8 protein-coding genes are annotated in these 20,261 nt (G+C 71.5%); all 8 read right to left on the bottom strand.

Translation table 11 applies throughout. From position 1 onward, the window contains the following. Positions 1-23: 23 nt before the first annotated feature. Positions 24-1,724 carry an ABC transporter transmembrane domain-containing protein gene (locus ACFY9S_RS11120; RefSeq protein WP_391125720.1) on the bottom strand — a complete coding sequence of 567 codons (1,701 nt, stop codon included), beginning with the start codon at positions 1,722-1,724 and terminating at the stop codon, positions 24-26. Next, positions 1,714-12,642 (bottom strand): amino acid adenylation domain-containing protein, encoded by a 10,929-nt coding sequence (locus ACFY9S_RS11125; RefSeq protein ID WP_391125723.1) that lies wholly within the window; start codon positions 12,640-12,642, stop codon positions 1,714-1,716. Before ACFY9S_RS11125 ends, ACFY9S_RS11120 begins: the two co-directional genes overlap by 11 nt. A gap of 57 nt (positions 12,643-12,699) precedes the next feature. Then, positions 12,700-14,487 carry an ABC transporter transmembrane domain-containing protein gene (locus ACFY9S_RS11130; protein WP_391125726.1) on the bottom strand — a complete coding sequence of 596 codons (1,788 nt, stop codon included), beginning with the start codon at positions 14,485-14,487 and terminating at the stop codon, positions 12,700-12,702. Between the two features lie 4 nt (positions 14,488-14,491). Further along, positions 14,492-15,550 carry an ABC transporter substrate-binding protein gene (locus tag ACFY9S_RS11135; RefSeq protein ID WP_391125729.1) on the bottom strand — a complete coding sequence of 353 codons (1,059 nt, stop codon included), beginning with the start codon at positions 15,548-15,550 and terminating at the stop codon, positions 14,492-14,494. A gap of 94 nt (positions 15,551-15,644) precedes the next feature. After that, positions 15,645-16,496 (bottom strand): ATP-binding cassette domain-containing protein, encoded by an 852-nt coding sequence (locus ACFY9S_RS11140; protein WP_391125732.1) that lies wholly within the window; start codon positions 16,494-16,496, stop codon positions 15,645-15,647. A 39-nt stretch (positions 16,497-16,535) separates the two neighbouring features. Further along, a complete protein-coding gene (locus ACFY9S_RS11145) occupies positions 16,536-17,606 on the bottom strand; it encodes an iron chelate uptake ABC transporter family permease subunit (RefSeq protein ID WP_391125735.1) in 1,071 nt (356 codons plus the stop codon). Beyond that, positions 17,603-18,664, bottom strand: coding sequence for an iron chelate uptake ABC transporter family permease subunit (locus tag ACFY9S_RS11150; protein ID WP_391125738.1), 1,062 nt, complete (start codon positions 18,662-18,664; stop codon positions 17,603-17,605). The genes ACFY9S_RS11145 and ACFY9S_RS11150 overlap by 4 nt, the downstream gene beginning before the upstream one ends. A 51-nt stretch (positions 18,665-18,715) precedes the next feature. Continuing rightward, entirely contained in the window at positions 18,716-20,074 is a 1,359-nt protein-coding gene (locus tag ACFY9S_RS11155) for a SidA/IucD/PvdA family monooxygenase (protein ID WP_391125740.1), read from the bottom strand. Positions 20,075-20,261: the final 187 nt, after the last annotated feature.

Below are 20,261 nucleotides of genomic sequence, written 5' to 3' on the forward strand. Positions count from 1 at the left end.
GTCCCCCTGGCCCCCTTGCAGCACTACCGTGTGACCGCTCGGCAGTACGCCTCGTCGTTGGCCAGCAGGTTGCGGTGGGTGTCCTCCGCGGCGATGACTCCGTCGTCCAGGACCAGGACCCGGTCCGCCGCGTCCAGGAACGCCGGGCTGCTGGTGATGACGATCGTCGTGCGGCCCCGGCGCAGTTTCGCCACGTTGCGGGCGATGAGCTGTTCGGTGACCGCGTCCACCGCCGTCGTCGGGTCGTGCAGGACGAGGACGTCGGTGTCGGCGGCCAGGGCACGGGCCAGGGACAGGCGCTGGCGCTGGCCTCCGGAGAGGTTGGCGCCCCGGTCGCGGACGCCGTAGTCGAGGCCCTCGCGGTGCAGGGCCACGACATCGGTCAGCATGGACGCCTCGACGGCGTCGGGGACCGTCCGGCTGGTGCCCGCCGGGTCGATGTTCGTGCGGAGGGTGCCCGCGAAGATCTCCCCGTCGTACGGGTTGACCAGCAGGTGCTCACGGACCGCCTCCACCGAGAGGTCGGCCAGCTCCCGGCCGCCGACCCGCACCGTCCCCCCGTACGCGGCGGGCGGGACGCGCACGGCCAGGACGGCGGCGAGGTCGGCCGCCGCGCGGGGCTGGTAGGGGGCGATGGCGACAAACTCCCCCGCCTTCACCCGGAACGTCAGGTCGGTGAGGGTGCCGTGGCGGACGCAGTCGATCTCCAGGTCGCCACCGGGTGAGGGGTGTCCGGTGCCCGGGGTCATGACCGGCGGGGCCGACAGCACCAACGCCATCCGCTCGGCCGAGGCACGCGCGATCATCACGTACTTGGGCATCTCCGAGAACAGCTTGAGCGGCTCCATGATGAACTGCGCCAGACCCACGGCCATGACCAGTTCCCCGATGGTGATCCGGCCCTCGAACGCCAGCCAGCCCGCCGTCAGGGTCACGGCGCCGGCGAGGACGGCGTTGAGGGCCAGCGCGGTACCCGCGTAGGCGCCGTTCACCTTGGCCACGGTGATCGACTGGTGCTTCGCCTCCGTGCTGACCTTCCTGTAGGAGCGGAACGCCGCGTGGTTGCCGCCGAAGCCGTGGAGCGGGCGCAGGCCGGTGATCAGGTCGGCGACCTTCGCACCCGCCCGCGCCACCCGGGCCTGCTGCTCCTGGGTGCTGCTGCCGATCCGCTTCGACATCACGCTGAGGATCGACAGGATCGCGACGGTGCCCACGATCACCAGCAGACCGAGCCGGATGTCGGCCAGGCCGAGCGCGACCGCCGCGACCAGCACCGCGACGAGTGAGCTGATCAGCAGCGGCACCACCTCGATGATGTCGGCGGTCTGGTCCGCGTCCTCGGTGGCGATGGTCAGGACCTCGCCGGACTTCAGGTCGACGTCCCGGGCCACGGGCTGCAGACCGCAGGCCGCGACCTTCACCCGCCAGCGGTGCGCCTCGGTCGTGTTGGCCTTCTGCAGGATCCGCATGCCGAACCGCCACGACAGCGACACGGTCGTGATGATCACGGCCAGCGCGCCGATCGACAGGGCGAGCGCCTGGAGGCTGCGGCCGTCCCGCATCGTGTGCTCGACGATCAGGCCGAGGGCGATGGGGAAGGCCGTCTCACCGGCCTGGTAAAGGCCCATGAGGAGGGTGCCCCAGACCATGGCGCCGATGTTGCGGCGCAGGGCGGTGCGGAGGATGGCGGCCCCTTCTCGGGGCCGCTGCGTGTCAGTTGTCATCGAGGTGGCGGGCAATCGCTTCCGGGGTTCGCAGGGTGAACAGATCGCGGATCGTGATCACGGGACCGTACTCGCGGCGGAGCAGCCCGACGAGCCGTACCGCCAGCATGGAGTGTCCTCCGAGGGACACGAAGTCGCTCACCGCGCTCACCTCGTCGTCGTCCAGGTCCAGTGCCTCGGCGAAGTACTCGCACACCACGGTCTCGGTCTCGGTCTCGGGCCCCCGCTCCCCCGCCGTGGTCAGCGCGCCCAGCGGCTTGGCCTCGGGCAGCGCCTTGGTGTCAGCCTTCCCGTTCACCGTCAGCGGGATGCCGTCGACCTGGGCGTAGTGCGTGGGCCGCAGGAAGTCCGGCAGTGCGGCGCCCACTTCGACGGCGACGGTCGCCAGATCGGCCCCGTCCAGGACCAGGTAGGCGGCCAGCCGGTAGGCGCCGTCGACCTGCGGGTCGGGCTGGGCGACCGCGGCGGCGAACCGTACCGCCGGGTGCGCGGCGAACACGGCCTCGACCTCGCCGAGTTCGACCCGGTGGCCGCGGATCTTGACCTGCTGGTCGGTGCGGCCCAGGTACATCAGATTGCCGTCCGGCCGGCGGACCACCAGGTCCCCGGTGCGGTACATGCGCTCGCCGGGCTCGCCGAACGGGCAGGCGACGAAGCGGTGCGCGCTCTGGGCGGGCTGCCCGAGGTAGCCGCGCGCGATGCCGATGCCCGACACGTACAGCTCACCGGGAACACCGTCCGGCAGGGGCCGCAGCCACGGGTCCAGGACGTACACGTCCGTGTTGTCGATGGGCACGCCCACCACCGGGTCCGCGCACTCGAACGTGCCGACGCCGAGGGTGTTGATGGTGTACTCGGTGGGACCGTACAGGTTGTAGCCGACCGTGCCACGGGTGTCGGCGAGCCGCTGCCACAGCGTCGGTGTGACGGCCTCACCGCCGAGCAGCACCAGCGCCGGACGCCGTGCCGGGTTGTCGAGCAGGCCCTCGGCCACCAGCTGCTGCGCGTAGGTCGGCGTCACGTTGATCACGTCGATGCCGTGCTCCAGGCAGTAGTCGACCAGCCGGGGTGCGTCGCGGCGCAACTCCTCGTCGCAGATGTGCACTTCGTGGCCGTCGGCGAGCCACAGCAGCTCCTCCCACGACATGTCGAACGCGAACGACACGGTGTGTGCGATCCGGAAGACCCGGTTGCCGTGCTCGGCCAGCACCGGCTCGAAGATGCGGCGCTGATGGTTGATCAGCATGTTGGTGAGCCCGGCGTACTCGGTCACGACGCCCTTGGGCTTGCCGGTGGAACCGGAGGTGTAGATCGTGTACGCGGGGTGCCGCAACCGGTCGGGGTCGTCCGGCGCGAACGTGACGAACGGCTCGGCCTCGGGAAGCGGCCGGTCGAGTTCGATCAGCTCACCGGTCAGCCGGGGCGACACACTGCTCACGGTGAGGGTCACCTCCGGCCCGGCGTCCTCGACGATGGCGGCGATCCGCTCGTCCGGGTGGTCCAGTTCCAGCGGCACGTACGCGGCGCCGACCCGCAGGACGGCGAACAGGGCCACGATCCAGTCGGGGGAGCGCGGGATCGCGAGCCCGACGGTCGTCTCGGGGCCGATGCCGCGCGCGGCGAGCACACCGGCCACCGTGCGGCTGCGGTCCCGGAGTTCGGCGAACGTCATCGTCGAGCCGTGGGCGACGAGCGCCACCCGCTGCGGGTCGCGGTCCGCCGCCCGGTCGAACCGGTCGACGACGGTGTCCGTGCCGACCTCGGTGCGTTCGCCCGGCTCGGGCACCGGTCCGAGGCCCCGCAGCGCGCCGACCGGGCCGGTTGCCCGGGCCACGTCCTCCAGCACGCTCAGGTAGTCGTCGAGGAGACGGCGGGCGTTGCCCGTGTCCCCGTCGCGGTACTCCAGTTTGACGGTGAGCCGGTCGCCGGGGGTGACGACCCAGGTGAAGGGGTAGTGCGTGGAGTCGTCGGCCTTGACCGAGGTGATGCCGTGCCGGGCGTTCATCTCGGCGAACGCGTCCATGTCCAGGAAGTTCTGGAGCACGAACAGGTTGTCGAACAGGGTGTCATGCCCGCTGGCCCGCTGGATCTCGCCGAGTCCGAGGTGCTCGTGCTCCATCGCCTCGGCCCGGGCCGCCTGGACGGCCGACAGGTAGGCGCGGACCGTGTCGTGCGGGCGGGACCGGGTCCACATCGGCACGGTGTTGAGGAGCACGCCGACGATGCCGTCCAGCCCCTCGCCGTCGCGCCCGGAGACGGTCACACCGAACACGGCGTCGCTACGGCCGGTGTGTGCGCCGAGCAGCAGGCCGAACGCGCCGGTCAGCACCGAGTTCAGGGTGACGCCGTGCGTCCGGGCCGCTTCCCGGACGAGCGCGGACTGCTCGGCGGACAGGGTGTGCACGAGGGCCTTCGGCAGGTCGTCCGAGAACGACGGAGCCGGTCCGGCGAGCAGGGTGGGTCCGGGGAGACCGGCCAGGTGGTCCGCCCAGAAGCGCTCCGACACCGCCGGGGCCTTGGCGGCGAGCGCTCGGGCGTGCTCTTCGAAGCTCGGCGCGGCCGGTGCCGGATCGAGGGGCTCACCCGCCAGGACGGCACGGTAGGCGTCGAAGAGGTCCCGCAGCACGATCTCCCGGGACCAGCCGTCCCACAGGAGCAGGTGGTAGCTGAGCAGGAGGCCGTCACGGTCGCCGGGCAGGTGCACGACGGTCAGCCGGATCAGCGGCGGCTCGCCCGGGTCGAAGCCCGTGTCGCGGTCCCGGGCGCGCAGGGCGTCGACCTCCGCGTCCGTCGCCACCGCGACGGTACGGACGTCCACCGTGCGGCCGGCCTTGAGGAGCTGCACCGGGTTTCCGTCGCCGTCGGTGCCGAAGCCGGCGCCGACGACCGGGTGCCGTGCGATCACGTGGGCCATGGCCTCGGCCAGCGCGCCGGTGTCCAGGCGCCGGTCGAAGGTGAACCAGTTCTGCGCGACGTAGTGTCCGGCCGAACCCGCCATCTGGGCCTGGAAGTACAGGCCGCGCTGGAGCGGGGTGACGGGTGCCGTGCGTTCGGCCGTCGCGGCGGCGTCGGCGATGTGCTGGAGGGCGGCGCGCCAGTGCTCGGTGAGCTCGTCGGGCACGCCCTCGGCCAGGATGAACTCGGCGAGCAGGCTCCCGGTGACCTCGTCGGTCCACGCGTTGACCTCGACGGCGTACGGGCTGCCCTGGTCTCCGCCGGTGAGGTGCAGCGCCTGTGACTCGCTGCCCCGGCCGAGGTAGTTGAAGAGCACCTGCGGACGGGCGGTCAGCAGCGGGGCCGTCTGCGGGTTGAGGTACCTGAGCCGGCCGTAGGCGACGTGCCCGTCCTCGTCCGGCTGACGCTCGACGACCTCGCGCGCGGCCGTGACGGGGTCGGTGTGCGGGGTGAGCCGTACGGGTGCGATGGAGGTGAACCAGCCGACCGTACGGGTGTAGTCGTGCTGTTCGAGGACCGGGACCCGGCCGTGGCGCTCCAGGTCGATCGCGAGGTCGGTGGGTGACGGCTGGATCCGGGTCAGCGCGGTGCGCAGGGCACCGCACAGCAGCTCGGTGAGGCCGACGCCGAGTGCGGCGGACGCGGTGCGGGTGACGCTGTCGCTCACGTCCGGGGCGAGTACCACCGTCGTCTCGCGCAACGTTCCCGTGTACGGCAGCAGTTCGGGAGCCTGGAGGGTGGTGACCCAGCGGCCGAGGTCGTCGAGGTCGTGGGTCGCCCGGAGCGTCATGCCTTCGGCGTACTCGGCGTACGAGGTGGTCGGCGGGGCGAGGGGCTCGCCACGCAGGGCCGTTGCCAGGTCGTCGAGCAGGATCAGCCAGGAGACCGCGTCGACGGCGAGGTGGTGCACGGTGACGACGAGGGTGTGCCTCGCCTCCAGCCATGCGAAGGAGATCATCTCGCCGGATTCGGGGTCGAGTTGCCCCGCGGCCTCGTCGGCTACGGCTGTCGCGTCGGTCGTGTCCTGGCGTACGACGGTGATATCGCGGGCGGGGTCGGTGCGGAGGGTCCATACGCCGTGTGCGGTGTCGAGGCGCATCCGGAGGGACGGGTGTGCGGCGACCACGGCGTTCGCGGCGCGTACGGCGTCGGCGTATGCCGTGCCTTCGGGAGCCTGAAGTGTCCGGGCCTGGGCGAAGCGGGTGAGGGAGCCGCCGAGTTCGCGTTGGCGGAGGATGATGGGGGTGGGGGGCAGTGGGCCGTCCTCCCGGCGGGCTGCCGCCGGTGCGGGGCGGTGTGTGGTCGCACCCAGGTGTTCCGCCAGGGCGCGGGGCGTCTTGAGCAGGAAGACGTCCCGGGGGGCTATGGGCAGGCCCAGTGCCCGCGCCCGGTTCACGACCGTGATGGCGACGATGCTGTCGCCTCCGGCGCGGAAGAAGTCGGTGTCGGCGGTCACGTCGGAGCCGGGCAGTGTCCGACGGAAGATGTCCACGAGGGCGCTGACAGGTGCGTTGTCGTCCGCGGGTGGGTTGTGGCTTGTCGCGCCCCGCGGCGGAGCCGCACAGTGATACAGCCCCGTGCCCCTGAAGGGGCGCTCCACCAGAGCCTTTCGATCGAGCTTGCCGTTGATCGTCAGCGGCAGGGCGTCGATCGGGAGCACTCGGCCCGGGACCATGTGCACGGGCAGTTTCTTCGACAACCGGCCCTCGAAATCACCTGGCACGCTGCCCACGACATGCGCGACCAGATGATCCCCGGTGTCCGCCACCGTCACGGCCACGTCGGTCACCCCGTCGAGTTCCCTGATCGCCGACTCCACCTCACCCAGCTCGATCCGGAAACCCTTGAGCTGGACCTGGTCGTCGGCTCGGCCGGTGAAGCGGAGTTCGCCGTCGAGGGTGCGGATCGCGAGGTCGCCCGTGTGGTACATGCGGGAGCCGTCGGCCGTGAACGGGTTCGCGACGAAGCGGCCCGCCGTGAGCCCGGGCCTGTCCAGGTACCCGAGGGAGACCTGGTCGCCGGCGACGTAGATGGCGCCCTCCCGGCCCGGCGGGACCGGGCGGAGCCGGTCGTCGAGCAGGTAGGTGACCAGGCCGGGGAGCGGGCCGCCGATGGGGCTGACGTCGTCGCCGGGGCCGAAGTCGTCGTCGGTCAGCACCCGGTGGGTGACGTGCACGGTGGTCTCGGTGATGCCGTACATGTTGACCAGCTCGGGGGCGGTCGTGCCGTGCCGCTCGACCCAGCCACGCAGCCGCCCGAGGTCCAGTGCCTCGCCGCCGAAGATGATCCGGCGCAGTGCGGGCAGCGGTTCACCGGCGAGCCGGTCGGCCTCGATGAACTGGTAGAAGGCCGACGGCGTCTGGTTGAGCACGGTCACGCCGCGTTCCCGGACCAGCCGGTGGAAGTCGACCGGGGAGCGCGTCAGCCCGTACTCGGGCACCAGCAGCTCACCGCCGTGCGCCAGCGCTCCCCACAGCTCCCAGACGGCGAAGTCGAAGGAGAAGGAGTGGAACTGGACCCAGACGTCCCGCGGGCCGAAGTCCATGTCCGGCCGGGTGTTCGCGAGCAGTGACACCACGCTGGAGTGCGGGACGACGACACCCTTGGGGCGGCCGGTCGATCCGGACGTGTAGATCACATAGGCGGGCGTGTGCCAGTCCGGCTCGGGTGCGGGCTCCGTGGCGGCGGCCGGGGGTTCTTCGCCCTGGACCAGCACCCGGGCGGGCACCCCCGCCCGGGCCAGGAGTTCCGCGCAGCGGTCGCGCTGGTCACGGTCCACGAGGACCACCTGCGGGGCGGCGTCGGCAAGGATGTACTCCAGCCGCTCGTCCGGGTAGGCCAGGTCCAGCGGGACGTACGCGCCGCCCGCGCCGACGATCGCCACCAGGGCGACGACCTGCTCCAGGGAGCGCGGGACGGCCACGGCGACCCGCTTGCCCGGGCCGACCCCGGCCGCGCGCAGGGCACAGGCCAGGTCGTCCTTCGCGGCGGACAGTTCGCCGTAGGTGAGGGAGCGGGTGGTGCCGTCGAGGCCGCACTGGGTGACGGCGGTGGCCGCCGGGTCGCGGCGGGCGGCGGTGTCGAACAGTGCGTTCAGGGTGGCCGGGGTGATGGGTGCGGGACTCCGCTCGCTGTCGGACGCCAGGTCGTCGACCGGGGTGTCCGGCCGGGTGAGCAGGCCGGTCAGGGTCCGGGTGAACGTGTGCAGGATCGCCCGGGCGGTCGCCTCGCCCAGCAGTTCGCCGTCGTAGATGAGGTTGAAGCGCGGGCGGCCGTCGAGTGCGCGCTCGACCACCAGGGTCAGCGGGTAGTGCGGGGCGCCCTCGTTGACGAGGTCGGTGATGGTCAAGGTGTCGCCGGCGCGACGCAGTGATGCCACGTCGGTGGCCACGTCGAAGACCACGAGCGTGTCGAAGAGGGAACCGGCGCCGGCCAGGCGGCCGATGCGGGCCAGGGAGACGTGCTGGTGCGGCAGGACGGCGCTCTGGTGGTCCCGTACGGAGGAGAGCAGGTCGCCCGCCGTAGCGCCCGAGGCCCAACGGGCGCGTACCGGGATGGTGTTGATGAACAGGCCCACCATGTCCCCGATGCCGGGCACGTCGGCGTCGCGGCCGGAGACCGTGGAGCCGAACACCACGTCCCTGCCCTGGAGGATGCCGCCCAGGGTGACGGCCCAGGCGCTGTGCACGGCGACGCTCAGCGGCACACCGGCCTCGCGGACGGCCGCGTCGATGTCGCCCTCGGGTTCCACGGCGGTGTCGGCGAACCGGTCGGAGGGGGTGTGCCCCTCGGCGATCAGCGAGGGGCCGGGCAGTCCGGCGAGTTCCTCGCGCCAGACGCGGTCGCTCTCGTCGGCGTCGCGTCCGGCGAGCCAGTGGACGTAGTCGGCGAAACCGCCGGTCGGGTAGACGGTGCCCGGGGCGTGGTACTCGGCGAACAGTGCGCGCAGCATGGGCGGCACGGACCAGCCGTCGGCGATGATGTGGTGCACGGTTTGCACCAGGACGTTCCGTCCGGAACCGGTGCGGATGAGCGTGTACCGCATGAGGGGGCCGGTGGCCAGGTCGAAGCCGCTGCGGCGGTCCCGTTCGGCGAGGTCGCGTATCTCCTCGTCGGTGATGCCGGGGCGGTCCAGCGTGGTGAAGGGGGCCTCGGCGCCGTTCTCCAGGACGGAGACCACGCGGCCGTCGGTCAGGGCCGTGAAGCGCGCGGCCAGGTTCGGGAAGAGGGTGAGCAGCCGGGTGGCCGCCGCCGCGAGCCGGTCGGCGTCCACCTCGCCGTCCAGCGTGAGCAGCTGCTGTTCGACGTAGGCGCCCGCGGAGTCGTCGTCGAAGACCGAATGGAAGTAGAGGCCTTCCTGGAGCGGGGTCAGCGGCAGGACGTCCCGCAGCGACGGGCCGTCCAGGGCGTCGACGTCGGCCTGGGTGAGGGGTACCAGGGGGAAGTCGCTGGGCGTGTGGCCGCCCTGGTCGAGAGCGGCGAGTCCGGCCAGGGCCGTGCGGAAGTAGTCGCCCAGCGCCGTGATGTCGGCTTCGGTGAACAGGCCGTCGGGCCAGGAGATGGTGGTGACCAGCTCGTATGCGCCGGAGGCATCGGGTTCGGCGATCGCGTTGAACTCCAGGGCGCGCGGCAGGCGCATCCGCGGGTCGCGCTTCTCGCCCAGCTGGCCGGTGGTGCCGGCGAGTTGCCAGTCGCCGGGGGCGCCCGCGGCGAAACGGCCGAGGTAGTTGAAGAGCACCTGGGGTGCGGGTGCGTCGAACTCGGTGTGGGTGAGGTAGCGCAGGGCGCCGTAGGAGACGCCGTTGTCCGGTACCCGGGCGAGGTCCTCCTTGACTGCTTTGAGCGCGGCGGTCAGGTACCCGGGGGTGGTGAGGTCGGGCGCCGTGCCGGGGTCCACGGTCACCGGGAAGAGGGTGGTGAACCAGCCCACGGTGCGCGAGAGTTCCGGTTCGAAGCCGGCCGATCCGGCGACGAACTGCCCTTCGCGGCCGTGGCCTTCGAGTTCGATGTGGGCGAAGGTCTGGTCCTGTCCGAGGTCGCGGCGCCGTCGGGCGAGGGCGACGGCGAGCGCGGTGAGCAGCACGTCGTTGACACCGGCGTGGAACTTCGCGGGGATCTCGTTCAGCAGCGCGGCCGTGACCTCGGGGCCGACCGAGACGGTCCGCAGGTGTTCGTTCGCCACGGTGTCGGTGCCGGACAGGGCCCGGTGGGCCAGCGGCTGGTCGTCGCCGGGCAGGGGGCGCCGGTAGTAGGAGCTGCCGGCGTCGAACGCGGCGCGTTCCAGCAGCTGGGTCCAGCGCCGGAACGACGTGCCCACCGGGGGCAGTTCGACGGGGGCGCCCGAGGAGTACCGGCGCCAGGCGGTGGCCAGGTCCTCCATCAGGACGCGCCAGGAGATGCCGTCGACGACCACGTGGTGGGCGACGAGGACGAGGTGGTGTGCCGCGGGGCGCCAGACGGCCCGGAGCATCACGCCGTTCGTGGGGTCCAGGCCGGCGGTGGCGAGGGCGAGGCACTCGTCGAGCGGCAGGTCGCTCTGCTGCCAGCCGGGCGCGGCCCGGTCCGCCTCGGGGATGTCGAAGCTCCAGCGCTCGCCGCGCACCAGCCGGGCGCGGAGCATGTCGTGCCGGGCGAGGAGAGCGGTGAGGATCGCGTCGAGGGCGTCGGCGGTCAGGTTCGCCGGGGTGTTCAGGACGACCGACTGGACGAAGCCGTCGACGGCGTCCGTGGTCTCGCCGAGCCACTGCACGATGGGCGAGCCGACGACGGTGCCGGTGGCGACATCGGCGTGGTCCACGGCGGAGACGTCCTCACGGCTCGCGACCGCCGCCAGCGCGCCCACGGTGCTGTGGGTGAAGATCTGCCGTGCCGTGACGTGCAGGCCCTGTTCGCGCAATGCGCTCAGCAGGGAGATCGCCAGGATGCTGTCGCCGCCGAGCTGGAAGAAGTCCTGGTCGACTCCGACCTCTTCGAGGCGCAGCACCTCCGCGACCGCGGCGCACACCGCCCGCTCGTCGTCGGTGACGGGGCGGACGAATGTGCCCGTCTCGATCGTGGGCTCGGGCAGTGCGTTGCGGTCGAGCTTGCCGTTGGCGGTGAGCGGGAACTCCTCCAGCACGACGATGTGGGCGGGCACCATGTACTCGACCATGTGTGCCGCGGCCCACGCCTTGACGTCCTCCGCCCGCAGCTCCTCGCCGCCGGCGGCGGGTATGACGTAGCCGATGAGGTAGGTGCCGCCGGCCGCGTTCTTCTGCGCGACGACGCAGGTGTGCCGTACCCGCGGGTGTTCGGCGAGGCCGACCTCGACGTCCTCGATCTCCAGCCGCATGCCGCGGATCTTGATCTGGTTGTCGGCGCGGCCGAGGAAGTCCAGCGATCCGTCGGGGGCGAAGCGGGCGAGGTCGCCGGTGCGGTAGAGGCGGGAGCCGTCGTTCGCGAAGGGGTTGGCGACGAAGCGGGAGGCGGTCAGGCCGGGCGCGCCCACGTAGCCGCGGCCCAGGAGGAAGCCGCCCACGTACAGTTCGCCGCCGACACCGACCGGGACGGGGCGCAGTTCGTCGTCCAGGACGTAGAGCTGGGTGTTGGGGTTGGCCTTGCCGATGGACGTCGACAGGCGCTCCGCCGCGCCCCGGTAGATGACGTGCGAGACGCCGATGGTCGTCTCGGCGGGGCCGTAGCCGTGGTACATGGGGATGTCGTCGAGCTTGGTGCGGAACCGCTCGTACAGCTCGGGGGTGAGCACTTCGCCGCCGCACCACACGTGGCGCAGGCTGTCCAGGCGGCCGGAGTCGCCGGCCATCTCCAGCAGCACGTCGAGCATGGACGACACCAGGTACGTGAAGGTGACGCGCTGTTCGGCGATGACGCTCAGCAGGTGGTGCGGGTCGCGTTCGCCGCCGGGCCGCAGGACGACGAGCCGGCCGCCGCAGACCAGCGGCAGGAAGATCTCGTTGATGGAGATGTCGAAGGACAGCGGTGCCTTGAACAGAGAGGCGTCGTCGTGTCCGAAGCCGAGGATCTCGTTCACCTGCCACAGCAGGCGCTCGCTGATCGCCTCGTGCCGGATCATCGCGCCCTTGGGGCGGCCGGTGGAGCCGGAGGTGAAGATCACGTAGGCCAGTGCGTCGCCGCGGACGGTGATGCCGGGCCCCTGCGCCGGGTACGAGCCGTACCGCCAGTCGCCGAGGTCGACGGGCACGGCGGCCGGTTCGGCCGGGTCGGCCTCGCCCGAGGCGTTGAGCTGGACGACGACCCGGGCGTCCTCGATGACGACGGCGCGGCGCGCGGCGGGCCACTGCGGATCGAGCGGCACGAAGGCGCACCCGGCCTGGAGTACGGCGAGCAGCCCGATGACCATGTCGGCGGAGCGGGCCAGGGAGACGCCCACGACCTGCTCGGGGCCGAGTCCGCGGGCGAGGAGGTGGTGGGCCAACTGGCCGGACCGCTCGGCCGCTTCACGGTAGGTCAGCGTGCGGTGCTCGTCGACGACGGCCACGGCGTCCGGTCTGGCTCGCGCCTGTTCGTGGAACATCTCCACGATGGTGGGGCGGACCCGGTCGGCCCGGTTGTCGTTCCACTCGGCCAGGGTCCGGAGCCTGGCCGCGACGCTGGAGGGGCCGATGGTGCCGAGCGGCCGGTCCGGGAAGTCGGCCAGGTCGTCCAGCGCGAGCTGTGCGTCTGCGGGTTCGACACCGTCGGGGACGGTGATGCCGCGGCCGTCGGGGGCGACCTGCCAACCACCGGGCGCGCGACCGCCGTTGTCGACCCAGCCGAGGACGTCGGCGAAGAGCGTGCCCGGGGTGAGGTCGATGCCCTCGGGGCTGCGGCCGGTCGCCCAGTACGACAGGCCGATGGCGCAGGCCTCGGTGATGGTCCTGTCCGAGTAGTCGCCGATCCGCCGGCGCACATCGGCCAGGCGCGTGGGAGAAAGCAGTGCGAGACGAGCGCGCGGTTCCATCATCGAAGACTCAGCGTCCCTTCCAGAATGTGGAGTTAGGCTAACCTAAATTAGGGTTACCTAACTACCCTCTCGCCAGGCCCGCCACAGTCGTGCGTACCGGCCGCCCAGAGCCACCAGTTCCTCGTGCGTCCCCTGCTCCACGACGCGCCCCGCGTCGAGCACGGCGATCCGGTCCGCGGCCATCGCCTGGGTCAGCCGGTGCGCCACGAACAGCGTGGTCCGGCCCGCGCACGCGGCCAGTACGGCCCGCTCCAGCTCGGCGGCGCCCTCGCTGCCGGCCTCGGCGGTCGACTCGTCGAGCACCACCACCGGCGCCCGGCCCAGCACCAGCCGCGCCAGGGCGATCTGGGCGACCTTGGTGCCGTCCAGGCGTTCACCGCCCTCGCCGACCGGAGTGTCCAGCCCGTCGGGCAGCGCGCCGACCCAGCCTTCCGCACCGACCGTGCGCAACGCGTCCAGCAGCTCGGCGTCGCTCGCCCCCGGCGCGGACAGCCGCAGGTCGTCGGCGAGCGGGCCGGAGAACACGTGCGTCTCCTGCGTCAGGATGCTCACCAGGGCACGGGCCCCGGCCTCGTCCAGGCCGGAGAGATCCGTCGTCCCGATGCGCACCGAACCGGCCTCCGGGGTGCCGATACCGGCGATCAGCGCGGCCAGGGTCGTCTTGCCCGCACCGGTGGCGCCCACCAGGGCGAGCGACCCGCCCGCCGGGATGGTCAGGTCCACGTCCCGCAGCACCGGCTCCTCGGAGCCGGGGTAACGGAACGTCAGCCCCTCGACCGTCACCGGGTACGCCCCCGCTCGGGCCGCGGTGACGGATTCGTCGCCGACCAGCCGCTCCTCGGCCGACTCCCCCAGCACCCCGACCAGGCGGGTCAGGCTCGCACCCGACTTCTGCGCCTCGTCGAAGGTGAACATGATGGCGCCCAGCGGGGTGAACAGCCGGTGGAACAGCAGCGGGGCCGCCGACACCTCGCCCAGGGTGGCCGCGTCGGCCTCCAGCAGGGCGTATCCCACCACGAGGATCAGGACCAGACCGATGAACTCGGCGCGGTTCTCCCGGCCGACGAACCGGCCGAAGAACCGGAACACCTCGATACCCAGCTCGCGCACCCGCCACGACTCGGTGGTGACCTTCTCGCGGAAGGCACCCTCCAGACGGTAGGCGCGGACCGTGTCGATGCCGTTCAGGCCGCTGATGAACGCCTGGGCCCGGTCGGCCTGGGCCACGCGCTGCTTGCGGTACAGCGGGGCGGAGCGGGGCAGGTACCAGCGCAGCGCCAGCGCGTAGGCGGGCAGCGCACCGGCGCCGGCCAGGCCGAGCCGCCAGTCGAGCCCGAACATGCCGAGGGTCGCGATGACGACCAGCACGCCCGCCGAGAACACGGTGGGGACGGCCGTGCGGATGCCCTTGGAGATGACGGCCACGTCGTCACCGACCCGGGAGAGCACGTCTCCCCGGCCGACCTGCTCGATCCGCGCGCTCGGCATGCCGAGCACCGCGCGGACGGCGCCTTCGCGCAGCCGCGCGAGCAGATCCGCGCCCAGCCGTCCGATCAGGTAGGTGGAGACCGCGGTGGCCGCCGCGCCGAGCAGCGCGGCGGCACCGATCAGCACCCCGATCGTGACCAGGACCGAACGGTCCTCGCCCTCGACGACCCCGTCGACCACCCGGCCGAGCAGGAGCACCGGGAGCACCTGGAGCGCCGCCCCCGCGACCGTGGTGAGCACGGTCACGGCCGAGAGCCCGGGCATGGCGCGGCAGTGTCCCGCGACCCAGCGGGCGGCCTCGCGGCCGGTCGTCGTGCGCAGGGCCGCCGGGGCGACGCGCGTATCGGTGGTGCTCACTTCCCTACTCGACCGACTTGACGAGCTCGTCGATCGCGTACGGCATGGACAGCAAGGTGCCCTGGGAGATGGCCGCGCCGACGGCCGGTCCCTCGCTGTCGAGCAGGTAGGACACGTTGCCCTTCTTCACCGCGTCGAGGTTGGTGAACAGCTTGAACTTCTTCAGGGCCTCGGTGTCGGCCTTGTCGTTGATGACGAAGATGTGGTCGACGTCGACGAGGTCGATGCGCTCGGGCGAGAGCTTGGTGTAGAAGCTGCCCCCGGCGACCTTGTCGATGCCGGTCTGGTACTTGAAGCCGATGCCCGAGACCAGCCGGCCGCGCACGTCGGTGGAGGTGAACGGCGCCACCGAGTTCTCGTACCAGGACAGCGCGACAGCGGTCTGCTTGCCGAGCTCCGGGTGCTCCTTCTTGGCCGTGTCCAGCTGGCCCTGGATGTCGTCGACCATCTTCTGGCCCTCGTCGGCCTTGCCGAGGGCCTTGGCGATGTGCAGGGCGTTGTCCTGCCAGGGGGCGCTGAAGGGCTCCTTCTCGGCCTTGGTGCGGGCCACCGTAGGAGCGATCTTGGAGAGCTTGTCGTAGCCGGCCTGGTCGATCTCGGAGTAGACCGCGACGATCAGGTCCGGCCGCAGGGCCGCGATCTTCTCGTAGTTGGGGCCGGAGTCGCCGTTCTTCATGACGACCTCGGGCTTGCTGTCACCCCACTTGTCCTTCACCCAGGGCCACTGGGTGTTGATGTCGGGGGACTTGCCCGGCGGGTTGGGGTACTGGTCGACCATGCCGACCGGCTTGATGCCGAAGGCCAGGACGGTCTGGTCGTCGGTGTAGCCGACGGAGACGACCCGCTGGGGTGCCTTCTCGACCTTCGTGGATCCGAACGCGTGCTCCACGGTGACCGGGAACGCGCCGGCTGCCGCGGCCTGGGTGCCCTCGTTCTTGTTGTCCGCCGTGTCCGCCGAGTCGGAACCGCATCCCGCGAGGAGACCGACGCCGAGGGTGGCCGCGGACACGATCGCCGCCAGCCGCCGCCATGGCTTCCCGGACGTCGTTCGTTGGAGGAGCATCCAAAACCCCTTGCTTTCGTGCTAGTTCGCTGCACCCTTGCCTAAGGGCAGGCAAACCTTATCGCGACGGAGTGAGGTTAGCCTAGCCTTACCTCTACTCCTTTATCGGGATGTGTCCCGGGCGCACATGCGTACGCCCGATCGGCACGATCAACGGCCGGTCCCCGACCGGGTCGTCGATCACCTGGGCGTGCAATCCGAAGGCCGTGCGCAGCAGTTCGGCGGTGACGACGTCGCGCGGGTGGCCCTGCGCCAGGATCGCCCCCTCCCGCATCACGACGAGGTGGTCGCTGTAGCGCACGGCCAGGTTGAGGTCGTGGAGCACCATGACGACGGTGCAGCCCGACTCGTGCAGATCGTCGACCAGGTCGAGGACGTCGACCGCGTGCGCCAGGTCCAGATAGGTCGTCGGCTCGTCCAGGAGCAGCAGATCGGTGCCCTGAGCCAGCGTCATGGAGATCCACACGCGCTGCCGTTGCCCGCCGGAGAGCGAGTCGACCGGGCGGTCGGCCAGGTCGGCCACGCCGGTCATGGCGAGCGCGCGCTCCACGACCTCGGCGTCGTCCGAGGACCACTGCCGCAGCCAGCTCTGGTGCGGGTGCCGGCCCCGGGCGACCAGGTCGGCCACCGTCAGCCCCTCCGGCGCGACCGGCGCCTGCGGGAGCAGGCCGAGTTTCTTCGCCACGTCCCGGGTCCGGAGCCCGCCGATGTCCTCGCCGTCCAGGACGACCGTCCCCCGGGCGGGCTTGAGCAGCCGCGACAGGGTCCGCAACAGGGTGGACTTCCCGCAGCCGTTGGGGCCGATGATCGTGGTGACCACCCCGGGCGGTATCGCCACGTCGAGGCCGTCGATGACGACCCGGCCCCCGTAGCCGACCGTGATTCCTCGGGCTGCCAGCCGCGAGGCGTCGCCGACCGCGGCCTCGGTGACGGACTGTGCGACCACGGGTCCCCCCTTGCTTAGGTTCACCTGACTCTTGTACATCTACCGGAGGTTCGCCCGCACCAGCAGGTAGACGAGGAAGGGCCCGCCGATCGCGGCGGTGACCACGCCGACCGGGAGCGAGACCGGCAGGACCGCCCGCGCGACCAGGTCCGAGCCGATCAGCAGCAGCGCGCCCACCAGGCCCGAGGCGAGCATCGGCGGTGTGGGGCAGCGCGCCAGCCGCATCGCCACCTGTGGAGCGACCAGCGCGACGAACGGGACCGGGCCCGCCGCGCTCACCGCCACACCGGCCAGCAGGACAGCGCACAGCAGCAGGACCGCCCGCACGGCCGCGTACCGCACCCCGAGTCCGGCGGCGACCTCGTCGCCGAAGTGCATCGGCTTGAACTGGAACGCGACGGCGGCCACGACGACCAGCAGCACGAGCGTGCCCCACAGGGCCACCTGGACCTCGCTCCACGAGCGGTCGTCGAGGGAGCCGACCAGCCAGGCCTGCGCCTGGGCCACGTCCCTGATGTCGGCCGAGACGAGCAGCCAGGTGGTGACGGCCTCCATCACCGCGCTCACCGAGATGCCGATGAGGATGAGCCGGAAACCGTCGATCCCGCGCCGCCAGGCCAGGAAGTACACCAGAAGCCCCGTGCCGAGGCCGCCGGCGAGCGCCGCCGCCGACAGGCCCAGGGTGTCCGTCACGGCCGCGGCGGCCCCGCCCGACACCGTCACCAGGAACACCGCGACCGCGCCGGCGCCCGAGGTGATGCCCAGGACGTCCGGGCTGGCGAGGGGATTGCGGGCGATGGACTGGGTGATCGCCCCGGATACCCCGAGCGCGATCCCCACGACGAGCCCGGCCAGGGCGCGCGGCATCCGCAGGTCCATGATGACGAACTGGTCGACCTGTTCGCCCCGCCCGAGGAGCGTGCGGATCACCTGCGGGAGGCCGATGGGGAAGTCCCCGACGCCGATGGACACGCAGAAGACCAGGAAGGCCGCAGCCGCCAGCAGCAGCGAGACGCCCACCAGCCAGGGCCGCCAGAAGAACGACACCCGGCCCAGCCGCACGCCCGGCGGCAGCGACGGCTTCACGTCGGTCACGTCGGTCACGTTCATGCGCTCCTGAACTTTCCGCGCCAGACGAGCACCGCGAAGAAGGGGGCCCCGAGGAGCGCCACGACGACGCCCGCGTCCAGCTCGCCCGGCCTGACCACCAGTCGGCCGATGATGTCGCAGACCAGCAGGACGACGGCGCCGAGCAGTCCGGCGCAGGGCACCAGCCAGCGGTAGTCCGGGCCGGTCAGGTAGCGGGCCACGTGGGCCACCATGAGGCCCAGGAAGGCGATGGGGCCGCAGGCGGCCGTCGCCGCCCCCGCCAGCAGGGTGATGGCGGTGATGCCGACGGTCCGGCTCAGCGCGATGTTCACGCCGAGCCCCCGCGCCACGTCGTCACCCAGGTTGAGCAGGTTGAGCGAGGGCAACGTGGTCAGGGCCAGCACCAGCCCGACGGCGACGAACGCGGTCACCGGCCGGATGACGTCGAATCCGACGCCGGCCACGGAGCCCGCGTTCCAGAACCGCAGGGCGTTCAGCGAGGCCTGGTTCGACAGCGCGACGGCCGTGGTCATCGCCATCAGGAACACCGTGATCCCCTGCCCGGCCAGGGCCAGCGTCAGCGGGTTGCCGGCGCCCCGCCCGATGCTCGCGAGACCGAACACCACGACACCGGCGACCGCCGCCCCGAGGAAGGCGAACCAGACGTACTGGAGCGGGTCCGAGAACCCGAAGACGGCGATCGACGACACCACGGCGAACGACGCGCCGGTGTTCACACCGAGCAGGCCGGTGTCGGCGATCGGATTGCGGGTGTACCCCTGGATCAGCGCCCCGCCGGTCCCCAGGGCGATGCCCGCCACGATCGCGAGAACCGTACGGGGCACCCGTACGGTCTCCACGATGAGCCGGATCTCCGTGAGCCGCTGGTCGGGCGTCGGGTCCCCGAAGAGCCCGTGCCAGACCTCCGCGGGGCTCAGTGCCCGGGCGCCGACGGCGAGCGACAGCGCAGCGGCGACCACGAGGACCGCCAGAAGATTGCCCAGAACCATGACCCGTCGCCGACGGGTCTTCGCCATGCCCCCGGGCGCGGGGCGCTCCATCACAGCAGTCGTGCCCATGTGGACGTACGTTATCCCTTGCGCCGGCGGTGAGTTGATCGAGCGCGGTGTCTACTGACGGGCCGTGCTGCCCGTGCCGTCGGCGAGCGTGCGGGTCTCGCCGGCGGTGGGAGCGGAGCCGCGTCCGAGGAGCGAGTCCAGGATCTCGCCCACCCTGATGGCGGTGTTGGACAGCAGGGACGAGGTGATGCCGTGCGTGTGCTCCGTGCCGCCCTGCAGGTAGATGCCGCAGCGCAGGGCGGGGTCGGTCGCGATGCGCCAGTCGCGCTCGACGCGGACGCGGCCCTCGTCGTCGCGGACGCAGCGGTCGGCGACCTCGCCGAGCAGACCGGTGGGCTCGGCGGGGCTGTAGCCGGTGGCGAAGACCACGACGTCGGCGTCGAGGTCGGTCTCCTCGCCGGTGACGAGGGATTTCACGGTGGCCAGTGCGCTGGTGGGCGTCTCCTTGACGGCGGTGAGGCGGGAGACGTTGATGAAGCGCAGGCGTTCGGTGCCGAGTACCTTCTCCCGGTACGACTGCCGGTAGAGGTCGTCGATCAGGTCGATGTCCACCACGGAGTAGTTGGTGTTGCCGTGGTAGTCCATCAGGCGGCGCTTGACGTCCTCGGGCGCCTCGAAGTACTCGTCGACGGCCTGGGGGTCGAAGATCCGGTTGGCGAAGCTGCTGTCGTCGGCGGGGCTGTAGCCGTAGCGGGAGAAGACGGCGCAGATCTCGGCTTCGGGGAAGCGGCGGTGCAGGTAGGCGACATTCTCGGCGGCGCTCTGGCCGGCTCCCACGACGACGAACCGGGACGGCGAGGTGCCCTCCAACTCGTCGACCCGTGCGAGGAGTTCCGAGTTGTGCCAGACGCGTTCGCCGCGCTCCACACCCTCGGGCATGAGCGGGCGCAGGCCGGTGCCGATGACGAGGTTGCGGGCCCGGTGGACTTCCAGGCCGCCGCCCGAGCGGACGGTCACCTCCAGGTACTCCACGACGCCGTCCCGGGTCACGGGCGCGACCCCGACGACCTCGTGGCCGTAGGAGACCATGTCGTCGACCTGGGACGCGGCCCACTCGAAGTAGTCGTGGAACTCCACGCGCAGCGGGAACAGGTTCTTGCCGTTGATGAAGTCGATCAGTCGGCCCTTGCTCTGCAGGTAGCAGAGGAAGCTGTACTCGCTGGCCGGGTTCCGCAGCGTCACCAGGTCCTTCAGGAAGGAGACCTGCATGGTGGCGTCGTCGATGAGCATGCCGCGGTGCCAGCCGAACCGGGGCTGCTGCTCGAAGAAGTGAGCGGTGATCGCCTCCTGCCTGCCGACGCGGTTGTTGTGCTCGCGGAGCGCGATCGCCATGGCCACATTGGACGGCCCGAAGCCGATACCGATCAGGTCATGGACCGGTGATGCGTCATCAGGAAGAACCTGCGACATGTCACTCCCATCGTGCGGGGCAGCCGCGTGTCAGGTGTGGAGGGAACGAAAGGTGGGCATGCAGACGGAGCAGCACCCCTGTGGAACTTAGGTGAGCCTAAGCTAAACCCGCGAGGGTGTCGACAGGGCAAAACGGACAGCCGGACCGGCAGGGCCTCTCAACTGCGGCGGATCACCCACCCGTTGC

The organism is Streptomyces sp. NPDC012474 (genome assembly GCF_042955185.1).
Classification (GTDB): Bacteria; Actinomycetota; Actinomycetes; order Streptomycetales; family Streptomycetaceae; genus Streptomyces; species Streptomyces cahuitamycinicus.

What these genes read in the sequence shown, in the direction of transcription:
- ACFY9S_RS11120 (WP_391125720.1), bottom strand. Translation starts at nt 1,724, where the DNA reads ATGACAACTGACACGCAGCGGCCCCGAGAAGGGGCCGCCATCCTCCGC.
- ACFY9S_RS11125 (WP_391125723.1), bottom strand. Translation starts at nt 12,642, where the DNA reads ATGATGGAACCGCGCGCTCGTCTCGCACTGCTTTCTCCCACGCGCCTG.
- ACFY9S_RS11135 (WP_391125729.1), bottom strand. Translation starts at nt 15,550, where the DNA reads ATGCTCCTCCAACGAACGACGTCCGGGAAGCCATGGCGGCGGCTGGCG.
- ACFY9S_RS11145 (WP_391125735.1), bottom strand. Translation starts at nt 17,606, where the DNA reads ATGAACGTGACCGACGTGACCGACGTGAAGCCGTCGCTGCCGCCGGGC.
- ACFY9S_RS11150 (WP_391125738.1), bottom strand. Translation starts at nt 18,664, where the DNA reads ATGGGCACGACTGCTGTGATGGAGCGCCCCGCGCCCGGGGGCATGGCG.
- ACFY9S_RS11155 (WP_391125740.1), bottom strand. Translation starts at nt 20,074, where the DNA reads ATGTCGCAGGTTCTTCCTGATGACGCATCACCGGTCCATGACCTGATC.